This window comes from Candidatus Liberibacter sp. (assembly GCF_014048425.1).
Taxonomy (GTDB): Bacteria; Pseudomonadota; Alphaproteobacteria; order Rhizobiales; family Rhizobiaceae; genus Liberibacter.
On sequence record NZ_JACETX010000018.1, the window covers coordinates 1 to 25,041 of the forward strand.

Here is a 25,041-nt window from a genome sequence, read left to right on the forward strand (position 1 = left end):
ACGCCGCTATCCTTTAAGTTTAAAGCTTGCGCTTGTCCCTAGGGATCCATAGCCGACCACTACGATGTTTATTGATTCCATGAGATCTATATCTGCATCATGATTATAATAAATACGCACTGATAATCCTCGCTGCTTAAAAAGATTGTCCGCAAGCGCGACGAAAACGAAAGATTGTTTCCATTGTTCCGTATTCTATTGCAGTGGCAGCAAATGCATGACCCACTGAAATCTCAGAAATATACGGAATTTTTCGTATTAAAGCAGGTATATTTTGTATAGTCAGATCGTGTCCAGCACTAATCTCAAAAAACAATTTTCGTGCCATATTAGCCGTTTGGCTCAATTTTTCCAAGCAAACTTTCTCCCCAGCAGAATCGTGATAGCATGCCCCATACGGACCAGTATAAAGCTCAATACGATCAGCTCCGGTTAACTTTGCTTCCCTGAGAGGAGTAATCTTGCCATCGCCATCGGCAAATAGAGAAACTTGGGAGCCTAAAGCGTGTAGCCTGGAAATGGTCTCTGTGAGAAAAGTTTTGTTGGTGACGAAATCCCATCCGTGATCAGAAGTCGCTTGTTCTGGCGAATCGGGGACAAGTGTTACGAGATCAGGTTTGTTTTTCTCGCAAAGCATAAGGAAATATTCGCTAGGATATCCTTCAATATTCAGCTCTTTTCCAGGGAACTCATCATCAATCAACTGACGAATTTTAGGTAAGTCTGAAAAGCGAATATGACGTTGATCTGGACGAGGATGAACCGTTAAACCGGAAGCTCCAGATTTGAGAGACATCCTCCCTATATGAATCAAATTTGGCCATGGAAGATTGCGACGATTGCGGAGCATGGCTACGGCATTAAGGTTGATAGATACTTTAACAGGCATTTCCTTAAACTCACAATTTTATGTTTCGAGATAGGTTGCAGATTTTAAGGAGGCTTAATAATAAGCAAAAAAGACTGCCTCCATCCGTTTCTATTTTTTAGTTATTAATTTTTAATAAAAGATAATATAGATAATCATGGTTGGCGAGGTATTGCCATTAATAAAATTATCCGGGTACTGGACAGTTTTTCGTGGTTCTGATAGAGTCCGACTCCAGTATTTTGTATTTTAAGGCTTATTTGTCGCCGTTTGGTGATTTTTTCCAAGAAAGAGGGATATAACGACGTGTATGTGCTTGTGCGTGATAATAATGTTGAACAGGCTCTGCGGGCCCTTAAGAAGAAAATGCAAGGTGAGGGTATATTCCGTGAGTTGAAGATGCGTGATCACTACGAAAAACCTTCTCAAAAGCGCGTGAGGCTGAAGTCTGAAGCAATCCGTCGAGGAAGAAAATTGGCTCGAAAGCTTGCTCAGCGTGAAGGTGCTCCTATTTCTCGACGCAAGTGAGATTTTGATGGGGATCACCGTTGCTGTTTTTCAGAAATTCTCTTGGTGGTCCTCCTCGTCAGAGTTATGACATTATGTTTCGGTTGGTGCGATAAGATGGGAATTTCAAACGATTCAGGTAGTGTAGCAAGATTTTTGGTTGAGTTCCCTCTGGTTGCTTGTTGGATATATCTTTTTGGCGGATGTTCCCTTCAGAATTCTCAGGCAATCAATTCTTTGCGGATGCATAAGGTTTATCGTGCGGATATTGCTTCTCTTACTGCGGTCATACGATCGCGCCCATCTGATCCCGAAGGTTATAACGTACGAGGTGCCATTTACGGGGGTAGCAGAGATTTTGAGAAGGCTTTGCAAGATTTTCAGACTGCTTTGGATTTGAATCCTCAATACTATAAGGCATATGCAAATCGAGCATTAGTGTATCGCAAAATGAGGGATATCCCCATGGCTATTGAGAGCTATGATATGGCCTTGAAGATCAATCCTGGGTATGATGTTGCTTATATAGGAAGGGGAAATCTCTACCGTGAAAATGGGAGTGCTGATCTTCAAAAGGCATTTGCCGATTTTGATAACGCAATACGGTTAGGTACTTTTGATGGACGGGCATGGCATGGTCGTGCGCTTGTATACCAATCCCTTGGCAAGCAAGTGGAGGCTATAGAAGATTTTTCTAAGGCGATATCTTTGGGGAGAGGGTCCCCTGAGCCTTATAATGGGCGAGGTCTTTCTTATATGATGCTTAAAGATTATGAAAATGCTTTGGGGGATTTCAGAGCTGCGATTGATCTTGATCCGAAAAGAGCAGAGTCATTCTTTAATCAGGGGCTTTCTTATGAAGCGGAAGGAAAAAACGCAGATTCGTTAGATTCTTATCACAGAGCTTTGTTTATTGATTCTGGATATCATAAGGCAAAGATTGGTATGTCCAGAGTGCGAGATCGTCTCGGACTAAAGTAGTATTTTGTATAAAAGTATCGAATACCTCCTTGTAGAGCGGTGGTATAATAGATTTTTATTGAGAGGAAGAGTCGTCCCAAGGTTCATCTTTAAAAGATGAGTTGCAAGAGTTAAAGGGTCTCTCTTGGAACTAGTAAGAAGGCATGCAATGACAGCAATTACCTGTGACTAAATCCTGAACAAAATCGGTTTTGGTTGCTTTGCAATCAAAATCCCTGGATGTAGTAGAGGATAAAGTCGCTGAAACTATGAACAAAGCATACATTGATAAAAATTTTTAAAATCCTAATAATTGATCTATTTATGCCTACCTAATCTTAGGGAGGTTTTGAAATGCCCTAAAAACAATTGTCGTCGTGCACAAATAGTCCTTTATGCTTATACTCATCATGTAAATAGGCAAATAAGGCAATAATTATGCAAAAATTCTTTCCAAAAGCTCGGTGAATCGTATTAAAGGGCATTGTAAAGTAGTATACAAAGATTACAAATAGGTTGGAAACCAATATCAGCAATTCTATAAATAGATTAAAAACAGAGATCAAAAATCAAATTTCTGCATATAAAAATATCAGCAGGAAGAATTATGATGATTATGATTTTAGTTGTTCTTTTTATCTTGAAAGGAGCGGTGGTTCTTCTGAAGGGAGAGGTTGAAGAGGCTCTTTCTTTTTTATGGGTTTTCTGGTATTATTTAAAGGAATGATAACTTCAAAGTTTGTGGTTTCTTCTTTTCTATCTTTTTGTTCTTTGAGTAGAGCAGTATAATTGCCGGATTCGTTTTCCGCAGTGCAAACTATATCTGAAATGTCAGGGACATTTTCGGATAAGTTTTTCTTGTGAAAAGTTGTTTTTATAGGGTTTGGTTTGTTTTTTTGAGAAAACCCATTGAACAACAGATTTTCAGAGAGATTGTTTCGCAAATCGCGGCTGACTGCTCCTAAGACAACTACAATAAGATCTTTTTTGTTCTTGGTTGCAGAGGCAACATAGTTAAACCCAGAAGCGCATGTAAAGCCAGTTTTCATTCCTGTTATACCAAAAGGACTTCCGATTAACCAGTTAGTGCTAAAAAATTTTTTCCCTTGTATCTCTAATCCTTCTATATTGAAGTAATGTGCATATTTTGGAAAATCACGCTTTATTCTCAAGGTTAATATTGCCATGTCGTTTGCCGTAGTGTAATGGCCGTGCTGGATAAGTCCATGAGCGTTCATGAAATGAGTAGAAGCCATTCCTAATTTTTTGGCGGTGGCATTCATATGGGTAACGAACTTTCCTTCTGTCTTGCAGAGAGATTCGGCTATTGATACGGCGATATCATTGGCCGATTTTACAAGAATCAGCTTCAAAGCATCGTCAAGAGTTATAATCGTGCCATATCCAAAAGTGCTATTTGCAGGAGGATATTTAGAAGCTTTCTTGCTAATAACTATTGGTTTTTTAAGCGTTACTTTTTCTTCTTCAAGAAAAGAAAAAACCACATAGGCTGTCATTAATTTAGTAAGAGATGCTGGATGCCACAAGTGATGAGAACTATTCTCGGTTAGGATATCGCTAGTGCTTGCATCTAGTGCTATATAGAAGGGATTTTCATGTATTTCCGAAGCGAAGAATAGGGGTGATATGCTATTTGATATCACTAAAACTGTATATAGAAAATATATAAACTTGGAATTTTTTCTCGGCATGGTCTTGTCGAAATCCTTGATCTATACAGGAGTATCTTGATTTTCAGGAGGAAAAAGACTCCTTAATGTATAGTCTATTACAATGAAGAGCAACATAAACATGCATTCTAAAATGAATAATATCCTTATGAGATGAGATAAATATGAATCAATGCCTGCAGGATATTTCAACAATACTTGAAATACTTTATGCATGCTGTTTTGACATATTTTTGTGGGGAAAAACTCGAAACGTATAGGCTTCTTTGCAGCACTTTTAAAAATTAAGATTGATTTTTAAAAGTGTTGCTTATTGAGTTTGTAAACGAAAAAAGTCTAAAAACTTATCTCTTTGGGAAGTGATAAAAGCGCCATTTTATTTTATATCTACTTGGTAATATTGGTGATGCATTTTTTTTAGTGGTGATTCGGAATCATATTTTCTTTTAAAAGAAAAGCTAAGCCATATACTAGAGATTCTCTCGAAAAAAAATCAGAGAAATATTCAAATTTGATAACAATCATCGTCCTTTAGATGTTTAGGATCCCAATGACATTTTGCATCCGATTCTATTCGTCTGGTATGGCATTCGTTTATAGCGTCGATTTGATCAATGCGAAGAAAAAATAAAGCTGGGTTAATGAAGAATTTTATATCAAACAATAAATTTGAACTAAATCATAGTTCTATTAAACATCTTTTTTCGCCCAATATTCGGTGCGTATACCGCGTATTTCTTCTAGGCTTGATTTTTTTTCTTTATCAAGAAAATCGGACAGCCCTTTGAGAATGCGTTTGGGAAGGGATATCCCATCGTATATCATTGCCGTATAGAGTTGTACGATATTTGCTCCGGCCATTATTTTTTCGAGAACGTCTTCTGTAGAAGATATTCCTCCGAGGCCAATGATAGCTATATTTGGGCCAACGCGCTGTCTCATCTTTGCAAGGATTGCCGTAGATTTTAGAAAAAGAGGGGAGCCAGAGAGTCCGCCATTTTTTTTGTGCTCTATTTGGTTTTTTAATCCCTCACGAGAGAGAGTTGTATTTGAAATGGTAAGCCCCTCAATCTTATGAGAAAGTATTTCAGAGGCAATATCATCTAGTTCTTGTTCGAGAAGATCAGGGGAAATTTTGAGAAAAATAGGCACAAATTTTCCTGTTTCTATTCTTTCTTCTTCTCGAGCTTGTAGTACGTGAGAAAGAAGTCTTCCAAGGTTTTCTTTCATTTGAAGATTACGTAGACTTGGTGTATTAGGGGATGAAATATTAATGCAGAAATAAGATGCAAGTGTAAAAAAGCGGTGGATTCCTGAGACGTAATCAGACACGAAATCCTTGCTATCTTTATTGGCGCCAATGTTTATACCAATAGGAGCTGTCTTTTTTATTGTGGAAAGACGTGAGAATGCGGCGCAATGACCTGCGTTATTGAAGCCAAGATGGTTTATTATTGCTTGGTCTTCAATTAAGCGAAAAATGCGTGGACGCGGATTACCTTCTTGGGGTTTGGGAGTAAGGGTTCCAATTTCTACAAAACCGAATCCGAGCTTCAATAATTCTACGGGCACTTCGGCGTTTTTATCATATCCTGCGGCCATACCTAGGGGATTAGAAAAATTTATTCCAGCGATTTTTACGTTGAGGCGAGTGTCTTTATGTGCAGGGAAAGCCGAAAATAATCCTGATTGTAAAGCGCGAATGGACAAACGATGAGCTGCTTCGGGATTCAAAAGAGACAAACCCTGATGTGCTATCTTCTTAAAAAGACTTTTCACGATTCAATAATTCCCTATAAAAATGGCACAGCCATCACGATATTAACGGAGTGCCTGAGGAATGGATAGTCCCATAGGCTCATATTCCCGAAAAAAACCTTGATCAAATATACCTCTTTTTTTGATTCTTTACAGGCGAAATTGCAATCAATTCTCGCGATTGAATTAAAAGATTATCCTGCCACGTATCAATACAGAAAAATCGCTTCCATAGATTATATTATCCAACCGCGAATCAATACTTTGTTGTTTTTCGTTCTCAAAATCTGTGTCGTTGGCTTTCTTCTTTTGAAAAATTAATTTGTGCCATAGTTGCCCAAAAGGAGTGATCAGATTGTGCATAAGAGATGTTAGTTTGGCATATGTTCTAGAAGAAATAGCAGCCCCAATTTGTTTTGGATGTCTCTTCACAAACATGAGCATATAATAATTCTTAAATCTGAACATTCCTTTGTAGCTTATCAATTGATCCTTCATAAATTTTCATGTTTGATACGAAATATCATAAAACAATAGGGATTAAATAATTCCAAAGCACCAAGCTAAGATAGCTTTTTGTGCGTGAAGACGGTTCCCAGTCTCATCAAAAACAACAGATTGAGGACCGTCGAGGATTTCATTTGTAACCTCTTCTCCTCGGTGGGCGGGTAGGCAGTGCATAAACAAAGCGTCAGGATGTGCCAAGGACATTAACTTGGAATTGACTTGGAATGGTTGGAATACATCTTTCCCTCTGAATCTAAATTCCTGATTCATAGATGCCCAAGTGTCTGTCAACACACAGTGAGCATCTTTAACTGCTTTTGCGGCGTCGTGAAATAGATTCACTGAAGCTCCTTGACTTCTTGCCCAGTTTAGATACGAGACCTTGGGTTCTGATCCTATTGGGACAGCGATATTTATTCGATAGCCGAAGCGTGCTGCGCCTTCTATAAGAGAGTGTAGGACATTATTTCCATCGCCAGTCCAGGCAAAAAGCTTATTCTGTGTCGAGCCACGATATTCTTCAAACGTCATAACATCGGCTACAATTTGACAAGGATGTGTATCGTCTGTCAAGGCGTTAATGACGGGAACTGTTGCATTTTCTGCCAACTCCAAGAGGCGTGAATGATATGTTGTGCGGATCAAGATGATGTCTACATAACGCGATAAAACTCTTGCCGTATCACCTATAGTTTCAGCGCGTCCAAGTTGCATTTCTGCTCCGGATAAGAACAATGTTTCCCCACCTAGATTTTTCATCGCGATTTCGAAAGAAACCCGAGTGCGGGTAGATGGTTTTTCAAAAATCATTGCCAATACTTTTCCAGATAAAGGTTTTTCCATCAAAGTTTTATCGGAAGATTTTTTTATTTTTTTGGCGGTTTCTACGATGAGAGAAAGATCAGATGTTGACACGTCTGATAAGTCAAGAAAATGCTTGGGATACGTCATGATATAAAGAACCTTTGTTCTAATGGATTATAATGAATAAGCCATTTATTTATATTTTTTTATGAGATGATGATAGTGTAGTTGCAGCTCGTGTTATTCGTTGCAGTCCTTCTTGGATTTCTCCTGCTGTTATTGTAAGAGGTGGAAGAAGGCGTATAATATTATCGCTAGCCGGAGCTGTTAGAAGATATTCATCCCTTAATCTGTTTGCAAGTTCTACGGAAGAAAATGCTGTTTTTAGCCCTATCAGGAATCCTTGTCCTCGAACTTCTGTAAACACGTTTGGAAAGCGGTTTTTGATCAAAAGGAGTCCTTCGAAAAGTATCTCAGAAAGATTGCAGATATTTTCAAGGAAACCGTCAGACTGGACAATATCCAGCACTGTTTTCCCTACTGCCATAGCCAAGGGATTTCCTCCAAAGGTGCATCCATGCGAACCTGCTCCCATACAGGCGGATACCTTTTCCGTTGCCAGACAGGCCCCAATAGGAAATCCCCCGCCTAATCCTTTGGCAATTGCCATAATATCAGGCTGAACATTAGCCCACTCGTGGGCGAATAGTTTGCCAGTGCGTCCAATTCCTGTTTGAACTTCATCAAATATGAGAAGAGCATCGTTCTCATCACATATTTTACGCAGTTCTTGCAAAAATTTTAGTGGCACTTTTCGAATGCCGCCATCGCCTTGGATAGGTTCTATTAAAATCGCAGCAATATCATTTCCAATTTTTTTCTTAAGTGAAGGACTGTCACAAAATTTTACTTGATCGAATCCTTCAGCTTTCGGACCAAATCCTTCCAGATTTTGCGGTTTTCCACCTGCAGCAATTGTTGCTAAAGTGCGTCCATGGAAAGCCCCTTCAAAGGTAATGATGCGAAACTTATGTGGTTTTCCTTTCGTATGGTAATAGCGACGTGCCGTCTTTATGGCGCACTCCACAGCTTCAGCGCCTGAATTGGTAAAAAAAACTTTATCGGCAAAAGTGCTTTTTACTAGATGTTTTGCAAGCAAATCTTGTTCTTGTGATTGGTAAAGATTAGAAACATGCCATAGTTTTTCGGCTTGTGTTTTTAGGGCTTCAACCAGTCTTGGATGTGAATGCCCAAGAGAATTGACTGCAATACCGGATGCAAAATCTAGATAGCGATTGCCATCTTCAGAGAAAAGCCACGCTCCTATACCTCTTTTAAAACTAATATTTGCTCGATTATAAGTATTGAATAGGCAGTCCCCGTCTTCCATTCCGTTTTTCCCGTTTTAAATAGATCAAAGCACGTATGCAAGACTTGCTGTAATATAGGAAGTCTATCGTGGGGGTTATTAGTATTACCCTTCTACCATATATGTCAATAAAACCGACTTTTCTGGAAAATAGATTTTTTTATAGGAAGGATTGATAATTGTGATTGAATCAATTTTGCTAAGAATAATTTTAAATTACAACTTTTTGTTTGTCTGTTGACGCTTACATAAGATCCGATTAAGGTTGAAGGTTAATAAGTAGTTATTAGAGAAGAAGGATTTCTTCTTGGGGTTGTTTGTTGTCTAGGAATCTTTTTGCACGTTGCTGGAAACTTGAGAAATAGGTGGGAATAGATGAGCTGGACGGATGAAAGAATTAATAAGCTTAAAAAATTTTGGTCAGAAGGTCTAAGTGCTAGCCAAATTGCCGCGCAGCTTGGTGGTGTTACTCGCAATGCTGTTATTGGTAAGGTGCATAGATTATCTTTGTCTGGACGTATGAGAGTCGGCGTAGATCAGCAGTCTCCGAGGGGGCATGAAGATTTAAAATCAGGAGAGATTGCAGTCTCCAAAACCAAACAAGTTTCAGCAAGTAATAGTTGTTCTTCTATGTCAAACAAGGTTTTGGCTGCGCGGACAAAAGAAAAATCTAAATCTCTAGAAAAAGGAAGTGCTTCTGTAGCGGGAGTTGTATTGCCTATTTTTCGTCGCCTGGGATTGACGGAGTTGACTGATAACACGTGTAAATGGCCTTTGGAGGATCCTGTTGGGGAAGATTTTTCTTTTTGTGGTAGTGATGTAAATAATGATTCTCCTTATTGTGATTACCATAAACGCCTTGCATACCAGCATCAGCATATACATGAGCGTCGCGGAATGCGGGTAAATTCGAATTAATCGTATTTAAAGGGATGCCATATTTTTCGCTTTCGCTTGGTTCAAAGCTTCATAAACAAGTGCTGAAGGATCAGTTCCAATTTTGTGGCGTCTATAAAGTCAAAAGCTGTACGATGTCACGAGTATTGTACAGCTCATTTTCCGGAGGGATTTCTCTTTGCGTGAGTGCTTGTAGATTAGGTTGTTAGGCGCTTTCTTTTTCTATCAAGTAGGATAACATCTTTTCTCTTTATGCAGAGGAGCAGTGGGTATGATTTCATCAGATAGAATTTGAAAGTAAAATTTCTTGAGAGATTTGTTTTGCTGGATATATTCCCGTGTTATAGAAATCTTCTGTATATTTCACATAGAGGACTTGCCCCATCCTTTATCTTTATTTTTTAGGAGCTATTCTTTTGAAAAATATTGTAATCTTTTCGGAGATTGTGGATATGAAGTTGATGGTGTTTAGGAAAATTGGATTTTCTAGGAATGCTCTTTATATAGGATTACAGGTGAATTATGTTCATACAGACAGAGTCTACTCCTAATCCCGCAACGATGAAGTTTATGCCAGGACAGGTCGTTATTTCTCGCGGGACGGTGCATTTTTCTAAGGTAGAGGAAGCCTCTATATCTCCTTTGGCTTCTCGTATTTTTTCAGTTCCAGGTATTTCATCTGTATATTTAGGATACGATTTTATTACAGTTGCAAAGAATAAATATGATTGGCCTCATCTTAAGCCTGCTATTCTTGGTGTGATTATGGAACATTTTATGTCTGGGGATCCTGTTATTTCTGATGATTCTTTTATGGGAGATGATTCAGATAATGGTGATGGTGACTATGGTTTTGATGAGAGCGATAGAGCAATTGTCCAGACAATCAAAGAGGTTTTGGATAAGCGTGTGCGTCCTGCGGTAGCCAGAGATGGAGGCGATATAATTTTTAAGGGATATCGAGATGGAGTTGTATTCTTGAGCATGAGAGGAGCTTGTTCTGGTTGTCCTTCTTCTGCTGCTACGTTAAAATATGGAGTTCAAAATCTCTTGAATCATTTTGTTCCTGAGGTCAATGAGATTCGTACGGTTTAAAGTAGGTATAATGGTGTGATTGTTCTTGCTCTTGATACGACGAGTGTTGATTGCGCTGTCGCTGTTTATGATAGTGATACCGACTGTATTCTGGGATCTTTCTTAAAAACTTTGGGGCGTGGTCATGCTGAATATTTGATCCAAGCTATAGACTGTGCGCTTAAAGAATCGAAGTTGTGTATTGCTCAAGTTGAGCGTGTCGTCACTGCTTTAGGTCCGGGGTCATTTACAGGAATACGTGTTTCTATTTCTGTTGCACGAGGTCTTTCTTTGGTTTTGGATCGTCCAGCTTTCGGGGTGGGGAATTTGGAAGTTTTGGCTCGTGCGCGCCTTAATATTGGTTCTGATCTTCCTATAATGGTTGTAGCGGATGTTTTGTCCGAGAGGGTTTGTTTGCAGAGTTTTTCTGTAGGTGCTGTTCCTTTATCTGATCCCATCCTGCTTACTTATGATCAGGCTCGTATTTATATGGAAAAGTTTGAGGGAGAGGTCATTGGTTCTGGTATCGCTGCTATAGAGGGAATTAAAGGAGAAGTTGATTGTTTGCCTATTGATGTTTTGGCTCGGTTAGGAGCGTCAACAGCGCAGGCATCTCCCGCTCCGTTGTATTTGCGTAATCCTTATGTTTCTTTGGTATAAGTTTTTATTTTTTCATGAGGTATAAGATGTTTATTTCTGGAAAGATGAATTGAGTTTAATGAGCAGTTGATATCCTATAAGATTATGCATTGAGAGAAAATAGATCCCTCCTCTCAATTGTTTTTGTATATAGGAAAATTGATTTTTCAGGGCTATCGTTTTTGAAGATTATTTTATTGGGAAGTTTTCTTTAGATTTGGATTGTGAAGATGCTGGTTACAGTTTATTTGTAAGTCAGCATGTTATTAGGATACGAGGATTGAGAATATGGTGTTGCAGATTGACAATCAAGTTGTTCCTCGACAGAGATTCTTTATTAAGAGTTATGGTTGTCAAATGAACGTTTATGACTCTTCGCGGATGGAGGATATTTTTTTTTCCAGAGGATATGAACGGTCTGATTCTGTAGATGATGCTGACCTTATTATTCTCAATACTTGTCATATACGGGAAAAAGCGGCTGAAAAAGTTTATTCATCTCTGGGCAGGTTGCGAAAATTAAAAGCTTCTCGAGTAGATGAGGGGAAAGAGACAGTAATCATAGTGGCAGGGTGTGTGGCTCAAGCTGAGGGGGAAGAAATTTTACGCCGTGCTCCTGTGGTTAATATAGTGGTTGGTCCACAGACTTATTATCGTTTACCAGAATTATTGGAATCTGTTCAGCTCGGGAAAAGAGTCGTGGATACAGATTATTCTGTGAATGATAAATTTGAACGACTTTCCGTCGCTGATAGTGGTTATACGCAGAAACGTGGTGTCAGTTCTTTTTTGACCATACAAGAAGGTTGTGACAAATTTTGTACATTTTGTGTAGTTCCGTATACTCGCGGAGCAGAGATTTCGCGATCATTAATGCAAGTTTCTGAAGAGGCACGCAAGTTAGTGGGAGAAGGCGTGCGTGAGATTACTTTGCTGGGGCAGAATGTGAATGCGTGGCGTGGAAAAGATTCCACTGGGAAGAGATGTAAATTAAGTGATTTGCTTTATGCTCTGTCCAATATTCAGGGTCTGATACGATTGAGGTATACGACCAGCCATCCCCGAGATATGGATGATTGTTTAATACAAGCGCATGGTGACCTGGATGTCCTTATGCCATATCTTCATTTGCCAATTCAGTCTGGTTCGGACAGGATATTAAAGTCTATGAATCGGCGACACACAGTACAGGAATATTTGCAAATAATTGAAAAAATCAGATCTACTCGCCCTAAAATAGCCATTTCAAGTGATTTTATTGTGGGCTTTCCTGGGGAAACTGATGCTGACTTTAAAAGTACTATGGATCTTGTCGAGCAAGTGGGTTATTCGCAAGCTTTTTCTTTTAAATATTCCCCTCGTCCTGGAACGCCAGGCGCAGATATGATAGATCAGGTTGATGATGTTATCAAAACAGAAAGGCTGCTGTGTCTTCAGAAAAAACTTCGGGAGCAACAAGTGACCTTCAATAAAGCGTGTGTTGGTCAAATAGTAGAGATTCTAATAGAAAAAAAAGGAAAGCATGCAGGGCAATTTGTGGGGCGTTCCCCGTGGCTCCAATCTGTCGTTGTTGATACAGAATCATATAATATTGGGGAGGTTGTACATGTTCGTATAACAGATATTAAAACCAATACTCTATGTGGAGAATTGGTGGTATAAAATTGGAACTTTTAATATAAGAAATTGATGTAATTTTTGGATATCCTTTCTGCTAAGTGGAATTTTATGATTTTTGTTGGAAAAAACAGTTTGGCAGATATAAAGAAAGTAGTTATATAAGGGTATTTTATAGATAGCCAGATTGATGTTTTTCAAAAGGAGTAGTGTTCAGCTTTGTGGTTTATAATGAAAAATAAGGGGACATTAGGTTTTCTGCAGCGTTCTTTTGGATTGTTCTTAAGGAAGTTGTGTGTGGATTTTTATGTTCTTCAAAGAAAGATTTATGTTTTTTCGTTGTATATTTGATTTAACGCAGGAGATAAGATGACCCTTATTTCCCCGCGGATTGATTGTCAGATAGCTATGGAAAGCGTAGTTTGGAACAATGATATTGATTTGCGTTCGTTATGTGAAAAGATTTTATCAGAGGCGGTTTCTTTGCTGCTCTCTAAGCAAGAAAAATCTTTTTGCGAGGTGATTGAGGTATCGCTCGTATTTACCGATGCTGAGAATATCAAAGCGCTGAATGCTCAATATCGCCAAATAGACCGTTCGACAAATGTATTGTCGTTCCCATCTTTTTTTGCGTTGTCAGGTGAAACTTTAGGTCCAATATTAGGGGATGTTATTTTTGCTTACGAAGTAATAAAGATAGAATCCGAAATACTCGGGGAAAAATTAGAAGATCATTTAAAACATCTCATTATCCATGGTTTTTTACACCTTCTTGGATATGATCATATAGATGATGAAGATGCTTGTATAATGGAGGAATTAGAACGATGTATTTTGGCAAAGCTCGGGATTTATGATCCTTATGCAGTACGAGATTTGTCTTAAGATAATTCTAAACGATGAGTGATTTAAGAATAAATTCAGTTAAAGATCCGAAAGCAAAAATCAAGAGTGTAGATTTCACTGATTCTCCTGTACAGAAGGAGTCTTTTTTCTCTCGTTGGGGATATATGCGATGGTTGCGCAAAATTTGGAAATCAAGTTCAAAGAAAAAATCTGCTGATGAGTTATGGGTAGATCACGCTTTAGACGATGTCTTTTCTTCAGAAGAAAAGGAGATTTTCAGGAATATTTTGCGTTTTCGTGAGATGCGTACAGATGATATCATGATCCCGCGTGCAGATATAGATGCAGTAGAAGACGAGATTACAATCTGTGAAGTGATGATTATGCTGAAACAGTTTGATAGATCGTGGATGCCTGTATATAGGGGAGGATTGGATAATCCAAGGGGCATGATACATGCACGGGATTTGTTGGCATATGTTTCACGTATTACTGCGACGAAAATCTCCGAGGAAGAGGATGTTTTTGTCGATTTTTTGAATACAACGCTTGCTGAATCGCATTTGATAAGAGAGGTTCTTTTCGTTCCCTCTTCCATGTTGGTTTCTGATTTATTGCATCGCATGCAAGAGAGTTTAGTAAAAATGGCTCTCGTCATAGATGAGCATGGAGGTACGGATGGACTTGTTTCTCATGAGGATATAGTAGAAGTTCTTATAAGAGATATTGAATCTAAGCATACTAGTAGAACAGAAATTATTTCTGTTTCTCCGGATAATTCGTTCATAGTAGATGCTCGCACTGATTTGGAAGAATTAGCCAAAGTTATGGGTCCAGATTGCGATATATCTAAGGGAAAACGACAGGATGTGGATAGTCTAGGTGGATTGATTTTTTCAGTTTTGGATCGCATACCGGTATGTGGCGAGATCATTCGAGAGATCCCTGGATTTGAGATTTTGATTTTGGATTCGGATGTTCGTTGTATTCGTCGTGTTCGCATTCGTCGTCTCACGAATTGTCGTGAGTAGTCAAAATTCCAAGGAATAAACCTAACAAGCAGATAGAGGATATAAGATCAATTATCTTAAGACAATAAGAGGGAGAGCCGAAATTGGAGCATTTAGCTGGTAAAGTTATGCTTTTTTCAGGGATAAGGCGATATTTTCTTGCAATCTTAGCTGGTGCTTGTGGAAGTTTTGCTTTACCTCCATGTGATTTTTTCGGGGCTTCTTTTGTCTCCTTTACATTCTTGGTATGGTTGCTTGATGGAGTTTCTTACGGACATCATAGAGCTATAAGCAGATTTGGATCGTCCTTTTCTGTTGGATGGTTGTTCGGTATTGGATATTTTTTTGCTGGAGTATTCTGGCTAAGGGAAGAATTTATAGCACATATAAATCCCTTTTTCCCGGTTTGGGTACTTGTGATTTTTTTTATTAGTATCCCTATTTTTTTAGCTCTATTTTATGGAATTGCTACGTTTTTAGCTTTGTTTTTATGGTCTGAAGGCATCGGTCGTATTTGTATTTTGGCTTGTTCTTTTGGATTATTAGAATGGTTGCGTAGTTGGATTTTAGGGGGGATAACGTGGAATTATATAGGATATGCTGCTATGCCAATACCTATCATGATTCAATCTGTGCACTTGATTGGTTTGTTTGGGATGAACGCTTTGAGCGTATTTTGTTTTTCGTCTCCAGCATTATTTGGCACGCGGCAAGATGTCGGAATAGGCATTGGAATAGCCAGTGCTCTTTTGATTTTACATATCTTGTATGGAATTTGGGCGCTAAGTGATGATTTAAACTTATCACGAAATATCGAGGAAAATTTATCGATTATACGCATAGTACAACCTAGCATCAGCCAAAACAATAAAGAAAATCATGAAAAGATTTTAGAAAAATATTTAACTATGACAGCGTCTTCTATTGTTCCAGGAGACTTGGAGCCTTCTGTGATTGTGTGGTCGGGTATGTCTATCCCCTTTGTCATTGAAGATAATCCACGGATATTAAGTCGTATAGCTGATTATCTTAAGGATAGACAAATGTTGGTCGCTGGGTTTGTCCGAAAAGAAGAAGGAGCGGCGATGGGTACATATCGTTACTACAAGTCAGTTTATGTTATAGATAACAAAGGCAAGATCGTGGCTAAATCGGATAAAAAAGATCTGATACCATTTGCAGAGTATCTTCCGCATAGAAATCTTCTTAAGGGATTAGGATTTAACTTTTCTCGGTTCCCAGAAGACTATTCTGCTGCTCAAAGCGTTTCAATTTTAGCATTATCTGAAAAATTAAGGTTTTATCCAATAATTTCCTCGGAAGGGATATTTTATCAAAATATTAATAAGAATTCGGAATCCGCAAATGCAATTCTGAATATAGTGGATGATTTTTGGTGCGCAAGCAAAGCAGGATCTTATCAGAATTTTAGGTATGCGAAAATTCATGCTGTGGAAACAGGTCTTCCGCTAGTTCGAGTAAAAAACAACGGAATTTCTGCTTTTATTGATGCAAAAGGTCGGGTTATGGCATTTCTAGGTCTTGGCAAAGGAGCTTCCATTGACATGCACTTCCGACCTGCAGTAACATCCCCCACTGCTTCTGAGAAGGGGCGTGTAAGATTTTTTTGGATTATTGAGTTTATTTTGTTAGTTATAGCTTTTATAGCATCCTTGGTTGGAAAACGTAGAATTAGAGAGGGATTGTGAACATGTATATTATATATTTTAGATTGATTTTTTTATAATATATAACTTTTAGATGATATAGTGCTTGTGCTAGTTTTGAAAATTAGTAAGAGTACCTATCTGTTTTATAAAGTGGATTGATATTTATCAGAAAAAATTAAAAGAAAATCTTTTTTAATGCGTAAATTTTATAGTCAAGGCAATAAGTTATGATCAAAAGCAAAAAAAGTCCTAATCCAATCGATATTAATGTTGGTAAGCGCATTCGTCTTCGTAGGACGATGCTTGGTATGAGTCAAGAAAAGCTTGGAGAGGGTTTGGGTATAACTTTTCAACAGGTTCAAAAATATGAAAAAGGAACTAATCGAGTCGGAGCCAGTCGTCTTCAGAGTATATCAGATGTTCTCAATGTTCCGGTATCTTTCTTTTTTGATGCCGCACCTTTGGTTAATCCAGATGCTTTATCGGAAGAAAATTGTATTATAGATTTTCTTTCTTCCTCAGAGGGGTTGCATCTTAATCGTTATTTTGTTCGTATAGGGAATGCTAAGATTCGTCAAAAAGTCATAGAGTTGGTAAAGTCTTTGGTATTTATAGATTCAGTGGAAGTAGTGGAAAGAAGTAAGATGGATTAATTTCTAGATCTGAAATCGGGATAATTCGTACTCATTAACATTCAGCTAAAGAATATTTCTTAGAGTTTAGATATGCGTTTAGACTATCTTTTTACAAGTGAATCCGTTTCGGAAGGTCATCCCGATAAGGTATGTGATCGTATTTCCGATGAGATTGTCGATCTGGTTTACCGTGAGGCGGTGAAAAGCAAGATGGATGTGCGACATGTTCGTGTTGCATGTGAAGTTATGGTTACGACAAACAGGGTTATAGTTGCAGGTGAAGTCCGTCTTCCTACGAGTCTTTTGAGGGAAGATGAATCGGGTGCCTATGTCATAGATAACAAGAAATTAGAAAAAATTATTCGTTCAGCGATACGTTCTATTGGTTATGAGCAGGATAGATTTCACTGGAAAAAGGTGCATATTGAGATATTATTGCACCCTCAGTCTGTAGATATCGCGCGCGGAGTGGATAATGCTATCGACGATAGTAATAATCAAGGTTCTGGCGATCAGGGAATTATGTTTGGATATGCTTGTCGGGATACCGTAGATTTCATGCCAGCTCCTATCTATTATGCTCATCGGATTCTGCGATTTCTCGCGAATGCTCGCAAGAACGATCCTGGTGATGTATCTAAGTTAGGTCCAGATGCGAAGAGCCAGATTACTGTTCGTTATGTTGGAGGAAAGCCATCTGAAATTACGTCGATAGTTTTATCTACACAGCATCTTGATCCCACGTGGAGTAGAAGTAAAGTACGTTCTATAGTAGAGCCTTACATACGTTTGGCACTAGAGGGTATTAAGATATCTTCCGATTGTATCTGGTATATAAACCCTGCAGGAAAATTTTTTGTCGGCGGACCTGATGGGGATACTGGATTGACAGGAAGAAAAATTATGGTTGATACGTACGGTGGATTTGCGCCTCATGGAGGCGGTGCTTTTTCTGGAAAAGATGTTACAAAAGTTGATCGTTCTGCCGCTTATGCAGCGCGTTATTTAGCAAAGAATATTGTTGCGGCAGGTCTAGCGGAGTGTTGCACTATACAGCTTTCGTATGCCATTGGAATATCTAAACCTTTGTCGATTTATGTGAATTTTCATAATTCCGGCAAGGTAGGCGAGGATCGTGTTGAAAAAGCGATTCGCGAGGTAATGGATCTTTCTGTTGCTGGAATTCTCAAACATCTTAATCTAAATTGTCCTATTTATGCAAAAACTTCTGCGTATGGTCACTTTGGACGCAGTTCAAAGCGGGATGGTCCTTTCCCTTGGGAGGCATTGGATCTTGTTGATTCCTTGAAGTCCGCTATAGGTTTTTGAATTGTTTATGCGTGCAAATAATTATTTTAATCCATCTGAGGCTTTTTTTGGGCGTCGTCGTGATAAATCATTGAAAAAAAATCATATTCACTTAGTGGAGAATCGTTTGCCGATTTGGAAAGTGAATCTTGATTCTATTCCTCCAACGCCATTAGAAAGACTTTTTTCAGTTACCGTTCATCAAGTAAGACTAGAAATTGGTTTTGGTAGGGGTGAACATTTGATTCAGCGTGCTGTCGAGATGCCTGATTCTGGTTTTATCGGTATAGAGCCGTTTGTGAGTTCGATGGCAAAATGCATCAAGCATCTAGAGGAATTAGAGCTACAAAACATTCGTCTTTATGATGATAATGCTATTCATTTATTGGATTGGCTTCCAGATGACTGCATTGATGCAATCTATCTGCTATATCCCGATCCTTGGCCCAAGAAGAGGCATTGGAAAAGAAGATTTGTTTCTCAGGAAAATCTTAATCGTTTTTCGAGAGTTTTAAAGAAAGATGGTATGCTTTATTGTTGTTCTGATATTGATAATTACATTAATTGGATGTTGTTTTATTTTCAGAGACATTCTTCTTTTCAATGGGTTGCAGAAGAAAGTTCGGATTGGTTGAATCCCTTTCCAGGCTGGATTCCGACTCACTACGAAAAAAAAGCTCAATCTGAAGGTCGTACTACAGCTTATCTAACCTTTCAACGGATTTAAGAATGAAGTTTTGTGTGAACTGATAGTTTTCAAGAACAAGCAAACTATTTTTAGGGGAAAATGATCTTTGTTAAGAATAAATTCCATTAATCCAAATATTTATTAGAATTTATTCCATAGATTTTCCGTTAAAGATTTAATATTTTTTGCGATGTCTATCAGCAAATATAGCTATATTTCTAATATTCAATTGTCTAGCTTGAGAATTTTAAAATTAATATGTTCTTCGGGATAATTTTCATTAATTTTTTATCATGTGAGCCTTTTCTGATTTCAGCATATAAAATATAAATCGAAAATTATCTCAATAAATTTGAAACACATTCGTTTACATACATAAAATTTTACAAAATAGTTTTTATTTTAGGCAAGAAACCGTTTTATAATTTGAGCGATTATAGAATATTTATTTTTCTATTTTATTTTTGTATAAAATACATAGGAGAAACATAGATTTTAAAAAATATTTTATGTAAGCAAAAATAAGACTCTCTTGAGTGGTCATAAAATTTTTCAAATATATGGATTTTTGGATGAACGAAAATTTATTCGAATCGGAATCCCTGGTAAAGAAAAATCAATACGCAATCTATTCATTAGATATCTCGTATAAGAGTCAGGCATGTCTTTGGTAGAAGCGCAAAATATAACAAAAGAAGGAGGAGAAGACCTAACTTGTGTAATATATTTCAATCGACGATATCGTCCAGAGATCTTAGGTGCCGGATTTTTTAGTTGAATCTTTTCCAGCCAAGAATTGAGCTTTCCTGTTGAGATGCGTGTTTTCCATAGATTGTTTGTTTCTAATACAGATAGCATCAAGTCATCCAAGCCTTCTCCTGTGCTGCCTGAAATTGCTACCGTTCTAATATTACCAACCTGAGGTAAGTTTCTTATCGCTTTTTCACGTAGATCTTGCAAGAGTTCTGATCGGTTTTTAATCTCATCCCATTTATTAAACGCAAGAACGGCTGCGCGTCCTGTCCCTAAGACAGAATCAACTATATGTAAATCTTGTTTTTCGAAGGGAACTGTTGCATCTAAGACGATAATTGCAGTTTCACAAAGACGTACGGATTGCAAGCTACTCCTTACCGAAAGCTTTTCTGTTTCTTCAGTAATGCGAGCTCGTTTTCGCATTCCAGCTGTATCGAACATTTCTATAGGATGATTTTTCCAGTTCCATTTTACGGAAATTGAATCACGAGTAATACCGGTTTCAGGTCCTTCTAAAAGACGATTATAGCCAAGAAAACGATTTATAAGAGTGGATTTTCCAACATTTGGCCTTCCAACTATTGCAATGCGTAAAGATCTTTTGGGAAGATCAGAGGATACTATAGGACTTGTATTTGGATTTTTGTCATCGTCTGTTAGTTTTTCAATCTTTTCAGGACAATCTATTTTTTTAACCTGGCTAGTAAGATTTTTATTTTTAAGGAATTTTAAAATAATGTCGTGAAGCTCGGATATGCCTCTACCATGCTCGGCGGAAATTTCCACAATTTCTTTAAAGCCAAAGGAAAAGATCTCATAAAAATTACTTTGTGCGATTCGCGTTTCCATTTTGTTGGCGACGAGAACAATGGGGATGTTCTGTTTTCGAAGAAATCTGGCTATTAAGTCATCATAAGGAGTAATCCCCGCTTTAGAATCAATCACAAAGAAAGCTAAGTCGGCTTCACGAAGAGCCATTTCTGTTTGATTGTTAATCTGCTCTACGATAGAGCCATGCTTTCTGTTTTCGATACCGGCTGTATCAATGATGTTGAAATCTGAATCGCCAATTGTTACAGTTCCATATCGGCGATCACGTGTCGTACCGGCCCTATTGTTAACAATAGCAACCTTTTTTTTAATAAGGCGATTGAAAAGGGTTGATTTTCCTGTATTGGGAGATCCGACAATAGCAATTGTATAGCCCATGGATTCTATGAAATCCTATTTCCTTTATGGGAATAAATGGCAATATTTTTAAGAAGAATATGAACTCGGTCCGCTATTCCGGAAGGTATATTCGGATCTTTGCTAAGCTTTTCAAATATAACTTTTGCTTGTTCAACATTTCCAGATCTCAATGCGACAAGACCAAGTGCTTCATCCGCAGAATAATGCATTGGATTCTTGGGATTACTTAATTCTTGTAAGCGCTTCGAAAGATCATCATATAATGCGCTATCGACAAGCATCCATGCAGAATGGATGTCTGCTATATGACGGATGATAGGATGGACAGATTCATCATGTGCAATTTCCGAAAACTTTTTCACAGCTTCTTGAGTTTCGCCTTTTTGTACAAGTATTGAGGCAATATACATGCGAGATATTGGGGAATAAGGATTGTTTTCTCCCTGAGACAATATTTTTTTGAAAGCGATAGAAGCAGAATCTAATTTTTTTTCATGGAATAAATTCATTGCCTGTGCGAAGGTATCTTCCGCTATATCATTTGTTTTGTTATGTGTGTGCGTATAGTAAAACCACATTGCTACTGATAAGACAGTGATGAGCAATACGAGGGCTATTAATTTTCTACGACACGTTCCTAAAGTACATATCTTCTTAGCAAGATACCCACCACAACAACCTTTACTGGATGTCATCATAATCTCCTTGTTTCATATCGTACCCACCAATACCTATAACCTGTTCAGAGAAATTTTTGAAGCAGGAATAAAGTTATCGAAGGATGTTTCTGAAAAATTTAAACTGAAATAGTAATTGAAAATCCCTAAGAAGCCATAGAAACATATAAATACATGCCTTTCCAAACCTTAAGTAAAAGACAATCTTTGTTAATTGTAGAGTATTTAAGATGTTTTAGTCAATTGCTTGTCGTTTCCAAATATCCGGAATTTAAGACAATCAATGGTTTTATGTCAAAATATCTTGGCAAAATCAAAGTTAGAGATAATATAACCTAAGTCTTTTAATTGTCCTGATGCTTCGAGGTGTAAAATGCACTTAAATTTTTAAGATTAAAAATTTAGTTCATAATTTGATTGTTTTCAAATCGTGTGACCATTCTCTTTTTTATTATCAAGTACCAACAACGCAATACCTATCGAAGAATCTGTTTTTGTGGACTGGACAGAGCCTAAAGAACATCTGATCTTTCACCGCCTAAAAACTATCTCGAAAAAAATCCTATCCTGCAAATAAGAAGATGTGTTTTATAAAAATTTTACAGCAACGATTCCGCACCATTTATCTCTTGCAATTTAAAAACATATTTACATAAACAGAAAAAGGCATATCGTCTATGCTAAAAATATCTTTATATCTTCTCTAGATTTGATCGATTTATTTTGGTTAATACATTAAAGTAACTCAGGAAAAAATTTATAATGCTATCAATTTAAGATTAGTTATAGTAGTGGGATATATGTTTTGATGTAGGAGGATTAAACCCATGGCGACAGCTCCGTGGACGACAGAAAAGCCTACCGCAGTATTGGTTCTGGCTGATGGTGGTGTCATTGAAGGAAAAGGCTGTGGTGCAACCGGTTCTGTTCAAGGTGAGATTTGTTTTAATACGTCTTTGACGGGGTATCAGGAAATTTTGACTGATTCGTCTTATTCAGGACAGATAGTTAACTTTACTTTTCCGCATATAGGTAATGTGGGTGTGAATAGTGAAGATTTTGAATCTTTATCTACAGAAAATTTTAGTGGAGCCGTTGGTCTCGTTATTAAAGCTGATATTACAGTGCCATCAAACTATCGTGCAAATATGCATTTTGATGCTTGGTTGAAGTCTTGTGGAATTATTGGTTTATCAGGTGTAGATACACGGGCTCTTGCTATGTGGATACGTGAAAATGGTGTGTCGAATGTTGTTATTGCGCATCACCCGTTGGGTATATTTGATCTTGAAAATCTCAAGGAACGTGCGAGAAGCTGGTCTGGTCTGGAAGGTGCTGAGTTAGCAAAACGTGTTACAATAGGCAATGATAGGGATTGGTTGGAGAAACCTTGGGCATGGGGAGAAGAAAAAACCTCTATAGAGAAAAGTAATGCTCAATATCATGTTGTTTGTGTTGATTATGGTGTTAAGAGCAATATCCTGAGAAATTTGGTCGGTTTAGGTTGCAGGGTGACGATAGTAAAGGCGGGGATTTCTTATGAGGAGATTTTATCCTTTTCTCCAGATGGGGTAGTTCTTTCCAATGGACCGGGAGATCCAGCTGCTACAGCTAGGTATGCTATTCCCGTTATTTGCAAGCTTATCGATTCGGGCGTTCCCATTTTTGGTATTTGTTTAGGGCATCAGTTGCTTGGATTGGCACTTGGAGCTCAATCCAAGAAAATGCATCAAGGGCATCATGGTTCCAATCATCCTGTCAAGAATATTTCCACAGGAAAAGTAGAGATAGTATCTATGAATCATGGTTTTGCTATAGATGCAGAGACTTTGCCAGTAGGAGTAAAGGAAACACATATTTCTTTGTTTGATAAGAGTAATTGTGGTTTACGTATTATCGATAAGCCAATTTTTTCGGTACAATACCATCCTGAGTCCTCGCCAGGTCCGCAAGATAGTCATTATCTTTTTTCTTGTTTTATGGATTTTATGCGTAAGAGAAAATTAAGAGTTTTTAGCAATTAACAAATGATAAAAAATTGTTCAATCAACTTTGCTGAAAATTCAAATCAACAGAGAAAGAGTCCGATCATTCTTCTTTAGAAGAATTGAGGGCATTGCTTTCAATCTAGGTGCTGCCTTCGATTAGAGGGTTCAACATGCTGACAGATCTAGCTTTTATAGAGAGTTTTGCAATTATTACTCGTTCTCTAGTCATCTTGGATAATATAAGAAATAGATGATAGATGGTTTTGATGTATTTATAGGGCTTTTAAAGGTGGAATTATCGTTGTTAGAGGATAAGATTTCCTATTCTATAGGAATAAGAGAGAGATAGAAATAAAAAACGAAAATACTTCCCTTATTGTTGCTACCAATGTCTTCCTATGCCATCAAAATATTTTGAACTCATTGAATAGATAGAGGTGTCTTGATCTTTGTGCATATGAAAGGAATTTTTTCCGGGCGTCAAAGCAAAAAAAAATCCACACAAAATATTTCTTGAATTTCATAAAGATCGCAAGTAAACATCGCGATCATAAGTTTTGAAGAACAAGTTTTATATGTATCACCGTGAGAGGGGTATTGTACACTTTCGCAACTATTTAGATGGGTAGTATGATTCTATAAAACGGCATCTTAATATGATCATGGGGGATTTGTGAGCGGAGGGCAATTCTTGTCGTACAAATCCTCCATCCTTTCGTATTCAATAGGATACATTAAACTAGTGATTATACGGCGCATTTTCGAAAAGAAAAATCGTAGATCCTGCGATATCTATTGCCAGATTATTTATGAGATAAGGATAAAATATTATAATAAGTATCAGTAGATTGAAGTTGATGTCGCATGTAATAATAATATGAGATAATCTAAGATTGAAATCCATAAAATAAATGCTGAAAGAAACTCAATTGCAATATTACTTGGTGAAATTAATTTGGGAAAAATCGTAAGTTATCTCTTTCGTTTGCGAAAGATAGGGTCATTGATAGTGAGTCTATATCTTGTCCTGATGAAAGTTATATGTTGTTTTCAGTACAGTGATATTATCACTGGTTGTATTGAGAATAGACAGGAAATTGATTTGTTTTGAATTTTCGTTTTATGGACAGGCGATGGTCTTCCCTTATAGAGGGAGGAACGCTATTTCTGCGCGGGAGAAAACTACCTTTGTTTCTATGGTAAGAATAGTTTTTGTATTGTGCACGGGGAATCCAAAGGTTCGGCATTTTGGATTGCCTTTATAACCATGATGATCGTGATTTTGGGTCGGTGTTATGAGTGATTGTTTAGCAGGGCATGGATATCACTCCACAAGAAGCCATATGGTCGCTTTATTCGGGATGTGACGAAATGCCTTTAATCATCCATGAATGTTTTTGCCCTTATTGGCTTAACCGTGAAACTCGATTTCTTCAATTTTATTATTTAAGCATCTCAATGCCAGCTTTCCTGACACTAGTTTCAGAGCTTTCTTTCCGAAAATTTCGTATCTCCAACTGGACAATGCCATAGTGTCGGCTTTTTCTTTATATAAAGCGATTTTTTCAAGGCAATCGCTAT

21 protein-coding genes and 1 pseudogene are annotated in these 25,041 nt (G+C 37.7%); 13 read left to right on the forward strand and 9 right to left on the reverse strand.

Translation table 11 applies throughout. The features are described 5' to 3' along the window. Both H0G72_RS06380 and H0G72_RS03005 read right to left on the reverse strand, forming a co-directional pair. A pseudogene (locus H0G72_RS06380) lies at positions 1 to 120 on the reverse strand (ketol-acid reductoisomerase); the annotation flags it as partial. A gap of 16 nt (positions 121 to 136) precedes the next feature. After that, positions 137 to 889 (reverse strand): pyridoxine 5'-phosphate synthase, encoded by a 753-nt coding sequence (locus H0G72_RS03005; protein ID WP_182017309.1) that lies wholly within the window; start codon positions 887 to 889, stop codon positions 137 to 139. A 285-nt stretch (positions 890 to 1,174) separates the two neighbouring features. On the opposite strand from H0G72_RS03005, the gene rpsU reads away from it, so the two are divergent. Together rpsU and H0G72_RS03015 are read left to right on the forward strand one after the other, a co-directional pair. After that, positions 1,175 to 1,396 (forward strand): 30S ribosomal protein S21, encoded by a 222-nt coding sequence (rpsU, locus tag H0G72_RS03010; RefSeq protein WP_182017310.1) that lies wholly within the window; start codon positions 1,175 to 1,177, stop codon positions 1,394 to 1,396. A 96-nt stretch (positions 1,397 to 1,492) separates the two neighbouring features. Further along, entirely contained in the window at positions 1,493 to 2,356 is an 864-nt protein-coding gene (locus H0G72_RS03015; RefSeq protein WP_182017311.1) for a tetratricopeptide repeat protein, read from the forward strand. A 614-nt stretch (positions 2,357 to 2,970) separates the two neighbouring features. On the opposite strand, the gene H0G72_RS03020 is transcribed toward H0G72_RS03015, so the two are convergent. The 5 genes from H0G72_RS03020 to H0G72_RS03040 all read right to left on the reverse strand — a co-directional run bounded on the left by H0G72_RS03020 (position 2,971) and on the right by H0G72_RS03040 (position 8,485). Further along, on the reverse strand, positions 2,971 to 4,047 hold the full coding sequence (locus tag H0G72_RS03020; protein ID WP_182017312.1) for a D-alanyl-D-alanine carboxypeptidase family protein: 1,077 nt from the start codon (positions 4,045 to 4,047) through the stop codon (positions 2,971 to 2,973). Between the two features lie 669 nt (positions 4,048 to 4,716). Then, a complete protein-coding gene (locus H0G72_RS03025; protein WP_182017313.1) occupies positions 4,717 to 5,805 on the reverse strand; it encodes a quinone-dependent dihydroorotate dehydrogenase in 1,089 nt (362 codons plus the stop codon). 165 nt (positions 5,806 to 5,970) lie between these two features. Continuing rightward, positions 5,971 to 6,228: a hypothetical protein gene (locus H0G72_RS03030; protein WP_182017314.1), complete on the reverse strand. Its 258-nt coding sequence runs from the start codon at positions 6,226 to 6,228 to the stop codon at positions 5,971 to 5,973. Positions 6,229 to 6,324: 96 nt separating this feature from the next. Beyond that, on the reverse strand, positions 6,325 to 7,242 hold the full coding sequence (gene argF / locus H0G72_RS03035) for an ornithine carbamoyltransferase (RefSeq protein WP_182017315.1): 918 nt from the start codon (positions 7,240 to 7,242) through the stop codon (positions 6,325 to 6,327). A gap of 49 nt (positions 7,243 to 7,291) precedes the next feature. Continuing rightward, positions 7,292 to 8,485, reverse strand: a complete 1,194-nt coding sequence (locus tag H0G72_RS03040) for an aspartate aminotransferase family protein (RefSeq protein WP_182017316.1) — start codon at positions 8,483 to 8,485, stop codon at positions 7,292 to 7,294. Positions 8,486 to 8,839: 354 nt separating this feature from the next. Between H0G72_RS03040 and H0G72_RS03045 the strand changes: the two genes are divergently transcribed. From H0G72_RS03045 to trmB, 10 genes are all read left to right on the forward strand, one after another. Continuing rightward, a complete protein-coding gene (locus tag H0G72_RS03045) occupies positions 8,840 to 9,382 on the forward strand; it encodes a GcrA family cell cycle regulator (protein WP_182017317.1) in 543 nt (180 codons plus the stop codon). Between the two features lie 501 nt (positions 9,383 to 9,883). Next, on the forward strand, positions 9,884 to 10,456 hold the full coding sequence (locus tag H0G72_RS03050) for a NifU family protein (RefSeq protein WP_182017318.1): 573 nt from the start codon (positions 9,884 to 9,886) through the stop codon (positions 10,454 to 10,456). A gap of 15 nt (positions 10,457 to 10,471) precedes the next feature. Next, the gene (gene tsaB, locus H0G72_RS03055) at positions 10,472 to 11,095 is read left to right on the forward strand and encodes a tRNA (adenosine(37)-N6)-threonylcarbamoyltransferase complex dimerization subunit type 1 TsaB (protein WP_182017319.1); all 624 of its coding nucleotides are present in this window, start codon (positions 10,472 to 10,474) and stop codon (positions 11,093 to 11,095) included. A gap of 267 nt (positions 11,096 to 11,362) precedes the next feature. After that, the gene (gene miaB / locus H0G72_RS03060) at positions 11,363 to 12,736 is read left to right on the forward strand and encodes a tRNA (N6-isopentenyl adenosine(37)-C2)-methylthiotransferase MiaB (RefSeq protein WP_182017320.1); all 1,374 of its coding nucleotides are present in this window, start codon (positions 11,363 to 11,365) and stop codon (positions 12,734 to 12,736) included. A gap of 324 nt (positions 12,737 to 13,060) precedes the next feature. After that, the gene (gene ybeY / locus H0G72_RS03065; RefSeq protein WP_182017321.1) at positions 13,061 to 13,576 is read left to right on the forward strand and encodes an rRNA maturation RNase YbeY; all 516 of its coding nucleotides are present in this window, start codon (positions 13,061 to 13,063) and stop codon (positions 13,574 to 13,576) included. A 14-nt stretch (positions 13,577 to 13,590) separates the two neighbouring features. Beyond that, positions 13,591 to 14,568: a transporter associated domain-containing protein gene (locus tag H0G72_RS03070; protein ID WP_182017322.1), complete on the forward strand. Its 978-nt coding sequence runs from the start codon at positions 13,591 to 13,593 to the stop codon at positions 14,566 to 14,568. A gap of 83 nt (positions 14,569 to 14,651) precedes the next feature. Further along, complete coding sequence (gene lnt, locus H0G72_RS03075; protein ID WP_182017323.1) at positions 14,652 to 16,256, forward strand: apolipoprotein N-acyltransferase; 1,605 nt, start codon at positions 14,652 to 14,654, stop codon at positions 16,254 to 16,256. 188 nt (positions 16,257 to 16,444) lie between these two features. After that, the gene (locus tag H0G72_RS03080) at positions 16,445 to 16,870 is read left to right on the forward strand and encodes a helix-turn-helix domain-containing protein (RefSeq protein ID WP_182017324.1); all 426 of its coding nucleotides are present in this window, start codon (positions 16,445 to 16,447) and stop codon (positions 16,868 to 16,870) included. A 72-nt stretch (positions 16,871 to 16,942) separates the two neighbouring features. Beyond that, the gene (metK, locus tag H0G72_RS03085; protein WP_182017325.1) at positions 16,943 to 18,181 is read left to right on the forward strand and encodes a methionine adenosyltransferase; all 1,239 of its coding nucleotides are present in this window, start codon (positions 16,943 to 16,945) and stop codon (positions 18,179 to 18,181) included. 7 nt (positions 18,182 to 18,188) lie between these two features. Then, positions 18,189 to 18,887, forward strand: a complete 699-nt coding sequence (trmB, locus tag H0G72_RS03090) for a tRNA (guanosine(46)-N7)-methyltransferase TrmB (RefSeq protein WP_182017326.1) — start codon at positions 18,189 to 18,191, stop codon at positions 18,885 to 18,887. A gap of 513 nt (positions 18,888 to 19,400) precedes the next feature. Here trmB and der read toward each other — a convergent pair. Beyond that, positions 19,401 to 20,813, reverse strand: a complete 1,413-nt coding sequence (der, locus tag H0G72_RS03095; protein ID WP_182017327.1) for a ribosome biogenesis GTPase Der — start codon at positions 20,811 to 20,813, stop codon at positions 19,401 to 19,403. A gap of 5 nt (positions 20,814 to 20,818) precedes the next feature. Next, a complete protein-coding gene (locus H0G72_RS03100) occupies positions 20,819 to 21,490 on the reverse strand; it encodes a tetratricopeptide repeat protein (RefSeq protein ID WP_182017328.1) in 672 nt (223 codons plus the stop codon). A gap of 809 nt (positions 21,491 to 22,299) precedes the next feature. On the opposite strand from H0G72_RS03100, the gene carA reads away from it, so the two are divergent. Beyond that, complete coding sequence (gene carA / locus H0G72_RS03105) at positions 22,300 to 23,496, forward strand: glutamine-hydrolyzing carbamoyl-phosphate synthase small subunit (protein ID WP_182017329.1); 1,197 nt, start codon at positions 22,300 to 22,302, stop codon at positions 23,494 to 23,496. The last annotated feature ends 1,545 nt before the right edge of the window (positions 23,497 to 25,041 follow it).

Coding starts and splice junctions, on each gene's coding strand:
- H0G72_RS03100 (WP_182017328.1), bottom strand. CDS start 21,490: ATGACATCCAGTAAAGGTTGTTGTGGTGGGTATCTTGCTAAGAAGATA.
- H0G72_RS03040 (WP_182017316.1), bottom strand. CDS start 8,485: ATGGAAGACGGGGACTGCCTATTCAATACTTATAATCGAGCAAATATT.
- H0G72_RS03045 (WP_182017317.1), top strand. CDS start 8,840: ATGAGCTGGACGGATGAAAGAATTAATAAGCTTAAAAAATTTTGGTCA.
- carA (WP_182017329.1), top strand. CDS start 22,300: ATGGCGACAGCTCCGTGGACGACAGAAAAGCCTACCGCAGTATTGGTT.
- der (WP_182017327.1), bottom strand. CDS start 20,813: ATGGGCTATACAATTGCTATTGTCGGATCTCCCAATACAGGAAAATCA.
- H0G72_RS03080 (WP_182017324.1), top strand. CDS start 16,445: ATGATCAAAAGCAAAAAAAGTCCTAATCCAATCGATATTAATGTTGGT.
- argF (WP_182017315.1), bottom strand. CDS start 7,242: ATGACGTATCCCAAGCATTTTCTTGACTTATCAGACGTGTCAACATCT.
- miaB (WP_182017320.1), top strand. CDS start 11,363: ATGGTGTTGCAGATTGACAATCAAGTTGTTCCTCGACAGAGATTCTTT.
- H0G72_RS03015 (WP_182017311.1), top strand. CDS start 1,493: ATGGGAATTTCAAACGATTCAGGTAGTGTAGCAAGATTTTTGGTTGAG.
- metK (WP_182017325.1), top strand. CDS start 16,943: ATGCGTTTAGACTATCTTTTTACAAGTGAATCCGTTTCGGAAGGTCAT.
- H0G72_RS03050 (WP_182017318.1), top strand. CDS start 9,884: ATGTTCATACAGACAGAGTCTACTCCTAATCCCGCAACGATGAAGTTT.
- H0G72_RS03020 (WP_182017312.1), bottom strand. CDS start 4,047: ATGCCGAGAAAAAATTCCAAGTTTATATATTTTCTATATACAGTTTTA.
- H0G72_RS03005 (WP_182017309.1), bottom strand. CDS start 889: ATGCCTGTTAAAGTATCTATCAACCTTAATGCCGTAGCCATGCTCCGC.
- H0G72_RS03030 (WP_182017314.1), bottom strand. CDS start 6,228: ATGCTCATGTTTGTGAAGAGACATCCAAAACAAATTGGGGCTGCTATT.
- H0G72_RS03070 (WP_182017322.1), top strand. CDS start 13,591: ATGAGTGATTTAAGAATAAATTCAGTTAAAGATCCGAAAGCAAAAATC.
- trmB (WP_182017326.1), top strand. CDS start 18,189: ATGCGTGCAAATAATTATTTTAATCCATCTGAGGCTTTTTTTGGGCGT.
- ybeY (WP_182017321.1), top strand. CDS start 13,061: ATGACCCTTATTTCCCCGCGGATTGATTGTCAGATAGCTATGGAAAGC.